Annotated in this window: 14 protein-coding genes; 8 read left to right on the top strand and 6 right to left on the bottom strand. The window is 73.9% G+C overall.

The genetic code is table 11. The features are described from left to right. Positions 1 to 57 precede the first annotated feature (57 nt). Together CP974_RS19065 and CP974_RS19060 are read right to left on the bottom strand one after the other, a co-directional pair. A complete protein-coding gene (locus CP974_RS19065; RefSeq protein ID WP_031135975.1) occupies positions 58 to 642 on the bottom strand; it encodes a hypothetical protein in 585 nt (194 codons plus the stop codon). A gap of 95 nt (positions 643 to 737) precedes the next feature. Next, positions 738 to 2,339, bottom strand: a complete 1,602-nt coding sequence (locus tag CP974_RS19060) for a beta-N-acetylhexosaminidase (RefSeq protein WP_085921169.1) — start codon at positions 2,337 to 2,339, stop codon at positions 738 to 740. Between the two features lie 198 nt (positions 2,340 to 2,537). On the opposite strand from CP974_RS19060, the gene CP974_RS31010 reads away from it, so the two are divergent. From CP974_RS31010 to CP974_RS19025, 7 genes are all read left to right on the top strand, one after another. Continuing rightward, a complete protein-coding gene (locus CP974_RS31010; RefSeq protein ID WP_162530971.1) occupies positions 2,538 to 3,467 on the top strand; it encodes a 2-oxo-4-hydroxy-4-carboxy-5-ureidoimidazoline decarboxylase in 930 nt (309 codons plus the stop codon). A gap of 147 nt (positions 3,468 to 3,614) precedes the next feature. Then, positions 3,615 to 3,995 (top strand): succinate dehydrogenase, cytochrome b556 subunit, encoded by a 381-nt coding sequence (sdhC, locus tag CP974_RS19050; RefSeq protein WP_031135021.1) that lies wholly within the window; start codon positions 3,615 to 3,617, stop codon positions 3,993 to 3,995. Between the two features lie 8 nt (positions 3,996 to 4,003). Continuing rightward, positions 4,004 to 4,483 carry a succinate dehydrogenase hydrophobic membrane anchor subunit gene (locus CP974_RS19045; RefSeq protein ID WP_031135019.1) on the top strand — a complete coding sequence of 160 codons (480 nt, stop codon included), beginning with the start codon at positions 4,004 to 4,006 and terminating at the stop codon, positions 4,481 to 4,483. A gap of 24 nt (positions 4,484 to 4,507) precedes the next feature. Continuing rightward, a complete protein-coding gene (sdhA, locus tag CP974_RS19040; RefSeq protein ID WP_031135017.1) occupies positions 4,508 to 6,262 on the top strand; it encodes a succinate dehydrogenase flavoprotein subunit in 1,755 nt (584 codons plus the stop codon). Further along, a complete protein-coding gene (locus CP974_RS19035; RefSeq protein ID WP_031135015.1) occupies positions 6,262 to 7,020 on the top strand; it encodes a succinate dehydrogenase iron-sulfur subunit in 759 nt (252 codons plus the stop codon). The genes sdhA and CP974_RS19035 overlap by 1 nt, the downstream gene beginning before the upstream one ends. A gap of 291 nt (positions 7,021 to 7,311) precedes the next feature. Continuing rightward, positions 7,312 to 7,500 carry a ferredoxin gene (locus CP974_RS19030; RefSeq protein ID WP_031135013.1) on the top strand — a complete coding sequence of 63 codons (189 nt, stop codon included), beginning with the start codon at positions 7,312 to 7,314 and terminating at the stop codon, positions 7,498 to 7,500. An 87-nt stretch (positions 7,501 to 7,587) separates the two neighbouring features. Next, positions 7,588 to 8,355, top strand: coding sequence for a TetR/AcrR family transcriptional regulator (locus tag CP974_RS19025; RefSeq protein WP_051839855.1), 768 nt, complete (start codon positions 7,588 to 7,590; stop codon positions 8,353 to 8,355). Here CP974_RS19025 and CP974_RS19020 read toward each other — a convergent pair. The 3 genes from CP974_RS19020 to CP974_RS19010 form a co-directional block, all read right to left on the bottom strand. After that, complete coding sequence (locus CP974_RS19020) at positions 8,342 to 9,901, bottom strand: ABC transporter substrate-binding protein (protein WP_031135009.1); 1,560 nt, start codon at positions 9,899 to 9,901, stop codon at positions 8,342 to 8,344. The two genes, CP974_RS19025 and CP974_RS19020, sit on opposite strands and share 14 nt — an antisense overlap. Before the next feature lie 177 nt (positions 9,902 to 10,078). Continuing rightward, a complete protein-coding gene (locus CP974_RS19015) occupies positions 10,079 to 11,680 on the bottom strand; it encodes a metallophosphoesterase (RefSeq protein WP_085921225.1) in 1,602 nt (533 codons plus the stop codon). 12 nt (positions 11,681 to 11,692) lie between these two features. Continuing rightward, positions 11,693 to 11,944, bottom strand: a complete 252-nt coding sequence (locus CP974_RS19010) for an SCO4848 family membrane protein (RefSeq protein WP_031133276.1) — start codon at positions 11,942 to 11,944, stop codon at positions 11,693 to 11,695. 61 nt (positions 11,945 to 12,005) lie between these two features. Here CP974_RS19010 and CP974_RS19005 point away from each other — a divergent pair, with 61 nt between their 5' ends. Then, the gene (locus tag CP974_RS19005) at positions 12,006 to 13,280 is read left to right on the top strand and encodes a D-alanyl-D-alanine carboxypeptidase family protein (RefSeq protein ID WP_031133274.1); all 1,275 of its coding nucleotides are present in this window, start codon (positions 12,006 to 12,008) and stop codon (positions 13,278 to 13,280) included. Here the strand turns inward: CP974_RS19005 and CP974_RS19000 are convergent. Further along, positions 13,246 to 14,241 carry a YihY/virulence factor BrkB family protein gene (locus CP974_RS19000; protein WP_051839628.1) on the bottom strand — a complete coding sequence of 332 codons (996 nt, stop codon included), beginning with the start codon at positions 14,239 to 14,241 and terminating at the stop codon, positions 13,246 to 13,248. The genes CP974_RS19005 and CP974_RS19000 overlap by 35 nt on opposite strands. Between the last annotated feature and the right edge of the window lie 43 nt (positions 14,242 to 14,284).

The raw sequence follows: 14,284 nt of genomic DNA, 5'->3' as shown, positions 1-14,284 counted from the left end.
GGCGGTGACGGCAGCGGCGGTACGGACGCGCCGCCCCGTCGCGGCACGCCCCCCGGGCTACGCGGTGCGGGCGCGCCGGGACCGTACGGCCTGCACGACGCGGCGGCCCTCGGCGGCCAGGTCCAGGGCCCGGCGCAGGCCGCCCGCCGCACCGTCCGCGAGGACCTCCAGCACCCGCACCTGGCGGCGCAGTTCCCCGTCGGCCAGCGGGCCCACGCCCTCGGGCCCGCCCGTGCGGCAGCGCTCCAGCACCTCGGCGAGGCCCGGCGACGGCGCGGCGCACAGCCGGTGGTGCAGCTCCAGCGCGGCGAGGGAGCACGTGTCGGCCCACTCCCGCAGCGGCCCGGACGCCCACGTGCCGGGCGCCCCGTCCAGCATGCGCCGGACGAGGGCGGCCTCCTCGGTGTCCACCGGCGCGGCGACCGCCGCCACGGCGGACCGGGCCTCGGCGAGCCGGTCGGGCCAGCCGTCGCCCGCGCGGGCGACCCCCAGCCACAGCGGGCGGAGCTGGTCGGTGGCCTCCGGCGCGAGCAGCGGCAGGCAGCGGTCGAGGCAGGCCAGCGCGGCGGCGGCGAGCCCCCGCTCGTCGGCCCGCGCGATCAGTTCCACCAGGTTCGGGGTGGTGCTCGTGGTCGGACTCATGACGTCTCCCTCGCGGACGCGGTACTTCCCCTTACAGCGCCGCCCACCGGGAAAGCGTCACCCCCCGTGGCGGAGAAGATCATCTCGGTACCGGCTCAGGCGCCCGCGCGCACCCGCTCCGCCAGCGCCGAGAAGTCCGCCCACGACAGGGCCGGCTCGCGCGGGTCCCACACCTTCTGCGCGAGCGCCCGCAGCGGCATGCGGATGCCCGCCGCCACCTGGTCCTGCGTCTGGGCGTTCGCCAGGTCGCACCACACCGCGAACCGGCCGCCCAGGATCTGCCCCGAGTACCGCGCCGGCACGGCCTGCGTGCCGCGCAGCACCAGCGGCGTCCAGGTCGTGTAGATCTCCCGGCCGGTCGGGTACGTGAACTGGTTGGGCTCGCCCAGCACGTAGTAGAGGTACCGGTCGTTGACGTTGACGACCTTCCGCCCCTCCCGCAGGTACTCGACCGGCGGCCGGGCGCCGATCTCGCGGCCCGTCCAGTACTCGACCTCGACGCCCTGGTCCGCCGCGACGACCCCGCCCCGGAAGAACCCGTCGTTCCACGCCTTGGGCTGCTTCCCGGCCTCCCGCACGACCGCCGCCCGGCCGTTGAGCCAGACCGTCGCCAGGTCCTGGACCCGCCCCTGGGGGCCGAACCGGCGGCGCGCCTCGGCGGCCAGCGCCGGGTACGACGCCTCCGGGTCGGAGGCCATCAGCGCCCGGTACTCGTCGGCGCCCACGTGGAAGTACCGGCCGGGGAACAGCTCGGCGTACTCCCGCAGCAGTTCGTCGACGAGCCGCGCCGACTCGGGCTTCGCGATGTCGATGGCGCCGGGCGCGACGGCGCCCCGCGCGTCGCGCAGCCGCAGGGACGGGTAGGCGTCCAGTACGGCCCCGAGGTGGCCGGGCGAGTCGATCTCGGGGATCACGGTGATGTGCAGGCTCTCCGCGAGGGCGATGATCCGGCGGACCTCGGCCTTGGTGAGGTGCTGCCGGGCCACCACCTCGGGGTGGCTGTCGGACGCGATGCGGAACGCCTGGTCGTCGGAGAAGTGCAGGCCGAGCTGGTTCAGCTTCAGGTCGGCCATCTCGCGGACGCGGGCCTCCAGCCAGGCGGCCGTGAAGTGCTTGCGGGCGATGTCGACCATCAGGCCGCGCTGCGGGCGGTCCGGGCGGTCCCGGACGACGCCCTCCGGCACGGCGCCGCCGGAGCGCAGGGCCTGCTTGACGGTCCGGGTGCCGTAGAAGACGCCCGCCTCGTCGGGCCCGGTGACACGGACCCGGCCACCGCGGGTCGTCAGCGTGTACGACTCCGGGGCCGCCGCCGCCCCGCCGCCCCCGACGAGGGCCAGCTCGATGTCGCCCGCGCGGGCCGGCGCCTCGCCCCGGTCCGCGATGCCCAGCTCGCGGGCGAGCAGCCGCGCCTCGTCGGCGAGGGCGCCGCTGCCGGGCGCGACGGCCACGCCGCTGCCGGGTCCGGGCCGCCAGCCGGGCCCGCGCGCGGGGACGTGCTCCCGCACGGCCGGGATGGTGCGGGGCGCGGTGGACAGCGGGTAGGTCCGGGTGGGGCTGGGCTCGGGGGAGGACGGCGTACCGGTGGAGCGCGGTGCGCCGGTGGCCGCACCGGGGCTGGCCGCCCCGCCGTCGCCGCCGCCCCCGCCGCACCCGGCGAGGCCCGCGACGAGGGCGAGCACCGCGCCCGCGGCCCCCAGCCGGGCCCGCCCCGGCCGGGCCCCCGCAGGGCGCCGGACGCGGGAGGACGCGCGGGACGCGGGCGCCCCGGGCGGGGCCGGGCGCCGGGTCCGGGAGGACCGGGGTATCGGGGGTTCCTTGCGGGCGGTCACGGGGGCCTCCTCCTCCGGGAACTCCGGGTCCCGGTACCGACGCGCCGAGTGCGTCCAATCCTTGCCATGAAACTCCGCCTTCCGAGTGAAATACGGAAAGGCTTCGGACCACTGTCGCTCACGCTCGGTAATCTTGCGTCCCTTCCCCCACACGTTCCGCACGACTTCCGCACGCCACCACCCCACGGCCCGGCCCCCGCACCGGCCACGCGGCCCGCCCGCCACCGCGACCCCCGCCCCACCCCCCGGCCCGCCACCCGCCTCAGCGGCCCCTCCGCCCGCCACCCCCAGTCCGTCACCCCTCCGCCCCCAGCCCGCGCCCCTCCACCCTCCGGTCCGCCGCCCCTCCACCCCCAGTCCGCCCCCATCACCCCCTCTCCCGAGGAGCCCCCGCTGTCCCGCGACCCCCTCACCGGCGAACCCCTCACCGGTGCCCCGACCGCCTCCGCGCCCACCGCGGCCATACCGGGCCAGACCCGCGCCGCCGCCCGCCCCGCGGACCCGCTGGCGCGGTTCAACACCGCGCCCGAGGCCGCCGCCGAGGCGGTCCTCCTGGCGTGCTGCGGGAGCCGCCGCTGGGCGCGCCGGGTCGCCGCCCACCGCCCGTACCCGACGGTCGAGGCGCTGCTGGCGGCGGCCGACGAGGCGGCGTACGACATGTCGGGCGCCGATCTGGACGAGGCGCTGGGCGACGAGACGCCGCCGGGGCTGCCGCCCGGCACGCCGTGGTCGGCGCACACCGCGCTGCGCCACGCCCACGAGGCGTACCTGGCGCGCTTCGGCCACGCCTTCGTCGTCTGCCTCGACACGGACCGCCCCGAGGAGCACCTGGACCGGGTCCTGGGCGGGATCAGGTCACGACTGGACAACGAACCGGAGGAGGAGCGGGTCGCCTCGGCCGAGGAGCTCCGCCGGGTGACGCGCGCGAGACTTATCCACCTTGTCACCGAGAAGGGCGGTTTGACCGGCTACAGTAGGCCGTCCGTGGCTGTTTGAATGGCTGTTTGATCACACATACGGACCCCGCGTGAGGGAACCGACAAGTCGTCGCTACCATGACCGGGGCCGGTGGACCGTACCCGGCCGGGTCTGACCGACAGAGAAGCCGGCCGACCCTGATCCCCGCTCCCGGAGGGTTTTTCCGTGCCGGCTGGAACGCTGTACCGCGGCCGGGAAGGCATGTGGTCGTGGGTGGCTCATCGAGTCACCGGCGTCCTCATCTTCTTCTTCCTGTTCGTACACGTACTGGACACCGCTCTCGTCCGAGTCTCGCCCGAGGCCTACGACGACGTCGTGGCGACCTACAAGACGCCGATCGTCGCGCTGCTGGAGTACGGCCTCGTGGCCGCCATCCTCTTCCACGCGCTCAACGGCCTGCGTGTGATCGCCGTGGACTTCTGGTCCAAGGGCGCGCGCTACCAGAAGCAGATGCTCTGGACCGTCATGGGCATCTGGATCGTGCTGATGGCGGGCGCCATCTACCCCGTCCTCGGCCACGCCGCACGCGAACTGTTCGGGAGCTGACGCCAGACATGTCCGCTGACCTCACCAAGACGTCCGTCGGCCCGGTCGAGGGTGTGAGCCTGTACGACGTCGACAACCCGGCCCCGCTGATCGAGCCGCCCCGCAAGCGCACCAAGCGGACGCCGAAGTCGACGCGCGGCAACTTCGAACTCGCCGCCTGGCTGTTCATGCGCCTGTCCGGCGTCGTCCTCGTCGTCCTCGTCATCGGCCACCTGCTGATCCAGCTCGTGCTGGACGGCGGCGTCTCCAAGATCGGCTTCGCCTTCGTGGCGGGCCGCTGGGCGTCCCCGTTCTGGCAGGTCTGGGACCTGCTGATGCTCTGGCTCGCGATGCTGCACGGCGCGAACGGCCTGCGTACCGTCATCAACGACTACGCCGAGCGCCCGAACACGCGCCTGTGGCTCAAGGGCCTGCTGTACACCGCGACGGTGTTCACCATCCTTCTGGGCACGCTGGTGATCTTCACCTTCGACCCGAACATCCGCTAGGCACGGGCTGAGGTAATCCACACCATGAAGATCCACAAGTACGACACCGTCATCGTCGGCGCCGGTGGCGCGGGCATGCGCGCCGCCATCGAGGCGACGAAGCGCAGCCGCACCGCCGTGCTGACGAAGCTCTACCCCACCCGCTCCCACACGGGCGCCGCGCAGGGCGGCATGGCCGCCGCGCTGGCCAACGTGGAGGAGGACAACTGGGAGTGGCACACCTTCGACACGGTCAAGGGCGGTGACTACCTGGTCGACCAGGACGCCGCCGAGATCCTGGCGAAGGAGGCCATCGACGCCGTCCTCGACCTGGAGAAGATGGGCCTGCCGTTCAACCGGACCCCGGACGGCACCATCGACCAGCGCCGCTTCGGCGGCCACTCCCGCAACCACGGCGAGGCCCCGGTCCGCCGGTCCTGCTACGCCGCGGACCGCACCGGCCACATGATCCTCCAGACGCTGTACCAGAACTGCGTCAAGGAGGGCGTGGAGTTCTTCAACGAGTTCTACGTCCTGGACCAGCTGATCACCGAGGTCGACGGCGTCAAGAAGTCCGCCGGTGTGGTCGCCTACGAGCTGGCCACCGGCGAGATCCACGTCTTCCAGGCGAAGTCCGTGATCTACGCGTCCGGCGGCACCGGCAAGTTCTTCAAGGTGACGTCCAACGCCCACACCCTGACCGGTGACGGCCAGGCCGCCTGCTACCGGCGCGGGCTGCCGCTGGAGGACATGGAGTTCTTCCAGTTCCACCCGACGGGCATCTGGCGCATGGGCATCCTGCTGACGGAGGGCGCCCGCGGTGAGGGCGGCATCCTCCGCAACAAGGACGGCGAGCGCTTCATGGAGAAGTACGCGCCGGTCATGAAGGACCTCGCCTCCCGCGACGTCGTCTCCCGCTCCATCTACACGGAGATCCGCGAGGGCCGCGGCTGCGGTCCCGAGGGCGACCACGTCTTCCTGGACCTGACGCACCTGCCGCCGGAGCAGCTCGATGCGAAGCTGCCCGACATCACCGAGTTCGCCCGTACGTACCTGGGCATCGAGCCGTACACGGACCCGATCCCGATCCAGCCGACGGCGCACTACGCGATGGGCGGCATCCCGACCAACGTCGAGGGCGAGGTCCTGGCGGACAACACCACCGTCGTCCCCGGCCTGTACGCGGCCGGCGAGGTCGCGTGCGTGTCCGTGCACGGCGCCAACCGCCTGGGCACCAACTCGCTGCTCGACATCAACGTCTTCGGCCGCCGCGCCGGCATCGCCGCCGCCGAGTACGCCGCCAAGGCCGACTACGTCGAGCTGCCGGAGAACCCGGCGTCCTTCGTGGCGGAGCAGGTCGAGCGCCTGCGCAACTCCACGGGCACCGAGCGGGTGGCGGAGCTCCGCCGCGAGCTGCAGGAGACCATGGACGCCAACGTCATGGTGTTCCGCACCGAGCAGACGATCAAGACGGCGGTCGAGAAGATCGGCGAGCTGCGCGCGCGCTACAAGAACGTCGCCATCCAGGACAAGGGCAAGCGGTTCAACACCGACCTGCTGGAGGCCATCGAGCTGGGCAACCTGCTCGACCTGGCCGAGGTCATGGCCGTCTCGGCGCTGGCCCGCAAGGAGTCCCGCGGCGGTCACTACCGCGAGGACTACCCGAACCGCGACGACGTCAACTTCATGCGCCACACCATGGCGTACCGCGAGGTCGGCGACGACGGCACCGAGACCGTCCGCCTCGACTACAAGCCGGTCGTCCAGACCCGCTACCAGCCGATGGAGCGTAAGTACTGATGGCTACCCCGACCCTGGAGAAGACGGGCGCCACGTCCGACGCCTCCCCCTACATCACGGTCACGTTCCGGATCCGCCGCTTCAACCCCGAGATCTCGGACGAGGCGCAGTGGCAGGACTTCCAGATCGAGATCGACCCGAAGGAGCGCGTGCTCGACGGTCTCCACAAGATCAAGTGGGACGTCGACGGCTCGCTCACCTTCCGGCGCTCCTGCGCGCACGGCATCTGCGGCTCCGACGCCATGCGGATCAACGGCAAGAACCGGCTGGCCTGCAAGACGCTGATCAAGGACATCAACCCGGAGAAGCCGATCACGGTCGAGCCCATCAAGGGCATGACGGTCCTCAAGGACCTCGTGGTCGACATGGAGCCGTTCTTCCAGGCGTACCGGGACGTGATGCCGTTCCTGATCACGTCCGGGAACGAGCCGACGCGTGAGCGCCTGCAGTCCGCCGAGGACCGCGAGCGCTTCGACGACACGACGAAGTGCATCCTGTGCGCCGCCTGCACCTCGTCGTGCCCGGTGTTCTGGAACGACGGCCAGTACTTCGGCCCGGCCGCGATCGTCAACGCCCACCGCTTCATCTTCGACTCGCGTGACGAGGCCGGGGAGCAGCGGCTGGAGATCCTCAACGACAAGGACGGCGTGTGGCGCTGCCGCACCACGTTCAACTGCACGGACGCCTGCCCGCGCGGTATCGAGGTCACCAAGGCGATCGCCGAGGTCAAGCGCGCGCTGATCACCCGCCGCTACTGACGGCCGCCGGGGCCCCGGACGCTCCGGCGCCCAGGCGCCCCGCGCCCGCCCGGCCCCGGACGGCCCGGACGGAAGGCCCGCCCCGTACAGCCGTACGGGGCGGGCCTTCCGCGTCCTCGGGCCGGTGCGCGGACGGGACCGGCCCGCACGCGGCCGGGTGCGGGCCGCCCCCGGCCACGGGGTGCGGCGGAGGTGCGCCCGCGGGTCCTCGCGGAGGAGATCGCGGGGCAACCGGGCGACACGGGGCGGGCCGGGCGTGACCGCGACCGCCCGGCGGGGAGGGTGAGGGGCATGCGCATCTCCATCGACCACGACCGCTGCATGGGGGCGGGCCAGTGCGCCCTCGCGGCCCCCGGGGTGTTCACCCACGACGAGGACGGCTTCAGCGCCCTGCTGCCCGGCCACGACCCGGCCGACCCGATGGTCCGCGAGGCCGCCCGCGCCTGCCCGGTCCGCGCCATCACCCTCCACGAGACCTGACGGCCCCGCCCCCGGCTCCGGGGCGGGCCCGGTACCGGCTCGGGTGGGCGGCGGCGGGGCGCGTGCGGGCCGTTAGGCTCGGGGGCTGTGAAGGACCGGAAGCCGGCCGCCAAGGCGCCCAAGAGCGAGCAGACGCGCACCCTCATCCTCGAGACCGCGCTCCGGCTCTTCGAGGAGCGCGGCTACGACAAGACGACGATGCGGGCCGTCGCCCAGGAGGCCGGCGTCTCCGTGGGCAACGCCTACTACTACTTCGCCTCCAAGGAGCACCTGGTCCAGGGCTTCTACGACCGGATCGCCGCCGAGCACGAGACGGCCGTCCGGCCCGTGCTGGACGGGGACGCGGACCTGGCCGCGCGCATCCGCGACGCGATGCTGACGTGGCTGGACGTGGCGGAGCCGTACCACCGGTTCGCGGCGCAGTTCTTCAAGAACGCCGCCGACCCGGACAGCCCGCTGAGCCCGTTCTCGCCGGAGTCCTCCGACGCGCGGCGCGCGGCCGTCTCCGTGCACGAGCGGGTGCTGCGCGGCTCCGACACGAAGGTCGCGCCGGAACTGGCCGACGACCTGCCGCACCTGCTGTGGCTGGCGCAGATGGGGCTGGTGCTGTTCTGGGTGTACGACCGGAGCGAGGGCGCCGAGCGGAGCCGCCGGCTCGTGGAGCGGACGGCGCCGCTGGTGGCGCGGGCGGTCGCGCTCTCCCGGTTCCGGGTGCTGCGGCCGCTGGTGCGGCAGGCCCACGAGGTCATCGCCGAGTTCATGCCGGGCGCGGGGGAGGCGCGGGAGAAGGACGCGGTCGCGGACGGCGCGACCCCCGCGCCCGGCGGGAACACAGCGGGGGCTACAGCCAGCTGAGCTGCCAGAGGCGCCAGACGCCGGTGCCGTCGGACAGGTACTGGGAGCCGGCGACGTCCCGGCTCAGCACGTAGTCCTTCTTCTGCCACAGCGGCAGGAGCGGCACGTCCTGGGCCGTGTGCTCCTGGAGCCGCTTGAAGGCGAGCACGGCCCTGGAGCGGTCGTCGTACCGCTGGGTGATCGCGATCAGCCGGTCCGTCTCCTCGCTGGCGTAGCCGTTCTGCAGGGCGTTGCCCCGGCCGACGAGGGGCTGGGCGAAGCTGTCGGAGTCGGGGAAGTCCGGGAGCCAGCCCAGCCCGTACGCGTCGTACGCCCCGCTCGCGTACCCCTTCTGGAACTCCTTCCAGTCGGCGGCGACGACCTTCACCCGGAACAGCCCGGTCGCCTCCAGCTGGCGGCGCAGCTCGGCCGCCTCCGCCGCCGAGGTCTCGCCCGTCCGGTGCCCGTAGGTGAAGCCGACGGGTGTCTCGACGTCCGCTTCCCGCAGCAGCTCGCGCGCCCGCTCCACGGCGTCGCCGCCCTCGGGGTAGCGGTCGAAGAACGGCGTGCTGTACCCGACGAAGCCGCGCGGGATGATGGAGTACAGCGGCTCCACCGTCGAGTGGTAGGGGCCGCTCGCGATGCGGGCGCGGTCCACCACGGAGGCCACGGCCTGCCGTACCGCCCGCTCGGCCATCGGCGAGCCCTTGCGGACGTTGAAGACGATGCTGCGGATCTCCGCCGAGGTGGCCTCCGTCATCTGCACGCCCTCCTTGCCCGGGTCGAACGAGGCGACCATCCGCGGCGGCAGCTGGCGGTGGGTCACGTGGACGTCGCCGGAGCGCCAGGCCGAGGCGAGCTGCTCGCCCTCCGCGTAGTACCGCACCTCGACGGGCGTGGTGGGCCGCTGCATGGCGCCCCGGTAGTGCGGGTTGGGCTCCAGCAGGGCGCGGACGCCCGGCTGGTACTCGGCGAGCACGAACGGCCCGGAGCCGTCGACGGCCGGGGCGTCGCGGAGCCGGTCCTTCGGATAGCTGGCGCTGTCGACGATCGCGCCCGCGCCGGTGGCGAGCTTCAGCGGGAACGTCGCGTCGCCGGCGCTCAGCTTGAAGACGACCTCGCGGCCCCGGGTGGTGACGCTCTCCAGCTTCGGGAACAGCGCCGCCGGCCCGACGTCCGAGGCGATGCCGAGCATCCGCTCGAAGGAGTGCTCGACGTCCCGCGCCGTCACCGGGCGGCCGTTGGAGAACCGCAGGTCGTCCCGGAGCGTGCAGGTGTACGTGGTGAGCGACGTGCCGGTGAAGCCGCACTTCTCGGCGGCGTCCGGGACCGGGGTCTGCGAGCCCGGCCCGAAGGTCAGCAGCGACTGGTAGACGTTGCTGTACACGGCCCAGGAGCCGGCGTCGTACGCGCCGGCCGGGTCGAGTGAGGTGACTTCGTCGGTCGTGCCGACGGAGATTGGCTGGTTCTTCCCCTTGTCCGGTGTGAGCAGCAGCAGCCAGGCCCCTATCCCGGCCGCCACCAGGGCAGTACAAATCATGATGATCCGGATACGGATCGATCGCATAGCCGTGATTCCTTTCACGCCCTCCCCTGTGCGATGGCGCAAACTCAACCACAGTCTGTTCACCTGCGGAAGGGTGGACCTTCACTTGTCCATCACAACGCCCCCACCACCTGCGGGGCAGGGGATGGGGGCGAAGGGGGTGAGGCGGGGCGGCGCCGGGGGGCGCGGCCCCGGGGCTCAGGCGTCGCGGGAGGCCAGCTGCACCACCGTGATGTCGGAGGGGGCGCCGACCCGGACCGGCGGGCCCCAGGCGCCCGCGCCGCGCGACACGTACAGCTGCGTGTCCCCGTACCGCTCCAGCCCCTCGACGGTGGGGTTCGCCAGACCGGCCAGGAACTCGCCGGGCCACATCTGGCCTCCGTGGGTGTGGCCGGAGAGCTGGAGGTCCACGCCGTACCGCACGGCGTCGTGCACCACCACCGGCTGGTGGGCGAGGAGCACGGCGGCGCGGGCCCGGTCCCGGTCGCCCAGGGCGCGTGCGAAGTCGGGTCCGTCGCCGTAGTTCTCCCCGGCCACGTCGTTGACGCCGGCCAGGTCGAACCCGGAGGCGATCTCCACGCGCTCGTTGCGCAGCGGGCGCATGCCGAGGTCGCGCACCTCGTCCACCCACTGCTCGGCGCCCGAGAAGTACTCGTGGTTCCCGGTCACGAAGAAGCTGCCGTGCCGGGCCCGGAAGCGGGCGAGCGGCTCGGCGGCCGGGCCCAGGTTCTCCACGGAGCCGTCGACGAGGTCCCCCACGACGGCGACGAGGTCGGGCTGGGTGGAGTTGACCGCGTCCACGATCCGCTGCGCGTGGGCGCGGCCCAGGGTCGGGCCGAGGTGGACGTCGCTGACGACGGCGATGCGGTACCCGTGGGCCGAGCGGGGCAGCTTGGCGAGCGGCACCGTCACACGCTTGACGGAGGGGCCGCGCAGGACGGAGTGGGTGCCGCCCGCGACCGTGCCGGCGGCCACCGCCACGGCGGTCCCGGCCAGCACCCGCGACACGAACCGCCGCCGCGCCATCCCCGGCCCCGCCCCGGTGAGCCCGGCGCCGGGCCGCGCGGCGGTGGCCGGGGCGGCCGAGGTCTCCGGGGCCCCGGGGGCGTCGGAGCCCTCGGGGGTGCCGTCCGGGGTCCCGGTGGCCTTCGGGGGCTCCGGGGCCCTCGGGGTGTCCGGGGTCGTCCGGGTGTCCGGGGTCTCCCGGGTGTCCGGGGTCTTCGGGATGTCCGGGGCCCTCGGGGTATCCGGGGTCTTCGGGGGCTCCAGCGTGCCAACGGCCTCCGGGGCCTCCGGGGCCTTCGCCGCCGTCGCGGCCACCGGGGCCGCCGCGGCCGGCGCCGTCCCCGCCGCCACGGACCCCGCCGCCACGGCGGATCCCGCCCCAGCGGCTCCCGCCACCGGGCCGGCCGGCGGCCGGCCGGCCGCCGCGGGCTCCGCCCCCGCCGCCCCCGCCTCCGCACCGGCGCCCGGCCGGGCGCGGCGGGCGCCCCGCGCGGGCAGGCGCACCAGCAGGGGCCGCACCAGCTCCGTCGCCAGCAGCGTCAGGACCAGGTACAGCATGAGGGCCAGCCACATGAACCCCGGCCAGGCCAGGGCCTGCTGCAGCGGGAAGGGGATGCCCAGCCTCCCGGACGTGAGCGCGGCCAGCGACAGCAGCGGCAGCACCACGGCCGCTGCCGTGCCCGCCCGGCGCGCCGCGCCGCCCGGCCGGGTCACGTCGCGCACCAGGCGGCGCCACACGTACCAGTGCGCGCCGAAGTAGACGGTCAGCACCAGGGCGACCACCAGGAGTACCACCAGCACGGCGCCCTACTTCCCGTCGCGTTCGCGCTGGAGGGCGCGCAGGCCGCGCAACCCGATCACACCAATGGCCGTCCCCAGGAGAAAGGACGTGACGGCCAGCAGAAGATGAACCCAGAAGTACCCGGTGGGGTCACCCGCGTCGTCGAAGGCGAGGCCGCTCGCGTCGTTCCACAGGTTCTTGACGAAAGTGATCCAAATGGCCCAGGACCAGGCTCCGAACGCTAGCAGGAACCAGGAGACGGGACGGCTGAGTCTCATGGGTCCAGTATCGGGTGCCCGGGTGTCGGCGCAGGCGCCGGGTGCCGGTACGTTCTCGAACGTGCATGCTCTCAAGAAGGCCGCCGTCGCCGCGGCCACCGCCGTGCTGCTCCCCCTCGCCGCCGCCGGCCCCGCACTCGCCGCACCGCCCGCCGCCCCGCCCGCCGCCCCGCCCGGCGCGCCCTCGCCGCAGCCCGCGCCGCAGCCGAAGCCGCCCGCGCGGATGTCGACGGTGGGCGGGGCCCGGCTGGGCGTGCCGGGCACGCGGGTGGACCTGGCGAACGGGGCTCCGGTCCTCCCGAAGGAGCTGAGCGGCCGGTCGTGGATCGTCGCGGACGCGGAGAGCGGCGACGTGCTCGCCGCGCACAACGCCCACTGGCGGCTGGCGCCCGCGTCCACCATGAAGATGCTCTTCGCGGACACGCTGCTGCCGAAGCTCCCGAAGACCCGGCGGCACCTGGTCGCCTCCGGCGAGCTGTCCCGCCTCGGCGAGGGCTCCAGTCTGGTCGGCATCAAGGAGAAGCAGACCTACAGCGTCCACGACCTGTGGCTCGGGGTGTTCCTCCGCTCCGGCAACGACGCCGTGCACGCGCTGGCGGAGATGAACGGCGGCATGGCCAAGACGGTGCGGGAGATGAACGCCCGCGCCGACGAGCTCCAGGCGCTGGACACCGACGTGGTGACCCCGGACGGGTACGACGCGCCGGGCCAGGTGTCGTCCGCGTACGACCTGACGCTGATAGCCCGCAGCGGCATGCAGAACGCGGACTTCCGCGCGTACTGCTCGACCGTGCGGACGCAGTTCCCCGGCGAGGAGACGCCCGGCAAGAAGCGCCCGACGTTCGAGATCCAGAACACCAACCGGCTGCTGACCGGCGCGAACGGCGTGGCTCCGTACAAGGGCATAGCCGGCGTGAAGAACGGCACGACGACCCATGCCGGCTCGACGTTCACCGGGGTGGCCGAGCGGGGCGGCCGGGTGCTGCTGGTGACGGTGATGAACCCGTCGTCGAAGGAGCCGTACGCCGTCTACAAGGAGTCCGCGCGGCTGCTCGACTGGGGGTTCGCGGCGGCCGGCAAGGTGCGGCCGGTGGGGCAGCTCGTCCCGCCGAGGTCCGCGCGGACCGGTACGGCGCCGAGCGCCTCGCCCGCGCGGCCGGACGTGAACCGGCCGAACACCACCGGGGAGGCCGCGGAGGCCGCCGTCGCCGGGACCGCGAAGGCCGGCTCGGGCGGGGCGGGGACGGCGCTGGCGGTCGTCGCCGGAGTGCTGGCGGCGGTGGCGGGCGGGGCGTTCCTGATCAATCGGCGGTGGCCGGCGCGGAAGGGCCAGTAGCGGGACGGCCTTCGGCGGAGCGACCGGCGGGAGAGCCGGCGGCGGGGTGCGGGCCCGCGCTGGAGGGGCTGCCGCCGGGAGGGCTGCCGCCGGCGTCCTCGGCGGACCCGCGGCGGTCTCCCGTGGCGGTCCAGGCGGCGCAGAACAGCAGCAGCCGGGCGGTGAAGCTGATCCACAGCAGCAGCGCCACGGGCACCCCGAACGCCCCGTACATCGACTTCCCCGCGACCCCGCGCATGTAGCCGCCGAGCAGCAGCTTGAGCAGCTCGAAGCCGACCGCGCCGATCAGCGCGGCGGCCACCAGGTCGCGGCGGGGCGGCTCCACGCCCGGCAGCAGGGTCAGCAGGTACAGCAGGAGCAGGAAGTCGGCGACGACGGCGACGAGGAGCGCGGCGACCTGGAGCAGGGCACCGCCCGCGCCGCCCTCGGGGACGCCCAGCCGGTCGGCGCCCCAGCCGACGGCGGTGGCGCCCAGCGTGGACGCGGCGAGCGAGACGAGCGCGGTGCCGCCGAGGCCGAGCAGCAGCAGCGCGTCCTTGCCCTTGCGGACGACCGGGTTGCCGTCGTCGGCGCCGTCCAGGCCCCACACGGCGCGCAGGCACTCCCGCAGCGAGCCGACCCAGCCGATGCCGGTGAACAGCAGCACGGCGCCGGCGACCAGCCCGACCGTGCCGGCGTTCTCGACCAGGGAGCCGAGGTCGAGCTGGTCGGAGATGCCCGGCACCTGCTCGCTGATCTTGTCCTGGGCGGTCCGCAGCCGCTCGTCGCCCACCAGGGCGGCGCCGATCGCGGCGCCCAGGGTGATCAGCGGGAACAGCGACAGGAAGCTGATGAAGGTGATCGCCGCGGCGAGGCGCGCCCAGTGGACGCGGTCCAGCGTCTCGTAGGCGTACCAGGCGTGGGTGCGCGTCAGCCGGGCGGCCCAGGGGCCGATGACGGGGAGCTTGGTCAGCCAGTCCATGGCGCTACGCCTACCACCGAACGCCCCGCCCACCGCGCGGGCC

The organism is Streptomyces fradiae ATCC 10745 = DSM 40063, assembly GCF_008704425.1.
GTDB classification, from domain to species: Bacteria; Actinomycetota; Actinomycetes; order Streptomycetales; family Streptomycetaceae; genus Streptomyces; species Streptomyces fradiae.
This window is presented reverse-complemented; position numbering and strand designations above follow the sequence as displayed.

What these genes read in the sequence shown, in the direction of transcription:
- CP974_RS19010 (WP_031133276.1), bottom strand. Translation starts at nt 11,944, where the DNA reads ATGAGACTCAGCCGTCCCGTCTCCTGGTTCCTGCTAGCGTTCGGAGCC.
- CP974_RS31010 (WP_162530971.1), top strand. Translation starts at nt 2,538, where the DNA reads ATGAAACTCCGCCTTCCGAGTGAAATACGGAAAGGCTTCGGACCACTG.
- CP974_RS19035 (WP_031135015.1), top strand. Translation starts at nt 6,262, where the DNA reads ATGGCTACCCCGACCCTGGAGAAGACGGGCGCCACGTCCGACGCCTCC.
- CP974_RS19020 (WP_031135009.1), bottom strand. Translation starts at nt 9,901, where the DNA reads ATGCGATCGATCCGTATCCGGATCATCATGATTTGTACTGCCCTGGTG.
- sdhA (WP_031135017.1), top strand. Translation starts at nt 4,508, where the DNA reads ATGAAGATCCACAAGTACGACACCGTCATCGTCGGCGCCGGTGGCGCG.
- CP974_RS19000 (WP_051839628.1), bottom strand. Translation starts at nt 14,241, where the DNA reads ATGGACTGGCTGACCAAGCTCCCCGTCATCGGCCCCTGGGCCGCCCGG.
- CP974_RS19045 (WP_031135019.1), top strand. Translation starts at nt 4,004, where the DNA reads ATGTCCGCTGACCTCACCAAGACGTCCGTCGGCCCGGTCGAGGGTGTG.
- CP974_RS19030 (WP_031135013.1), top strand. Translation starts at nt 7,312, where the DNA reads ATGCGCATCTCCATCGACCACGACCGCTGCATGGGGGCGGGCCAGTGC.
- CP974_RS19065 (WP_031135975.1), bottom strand. Translation starts at nt 642, where the DNA reads ATGAGTCCGACCACGAGCACCACCCCGAACCTGGTGGAACTGATCGCG.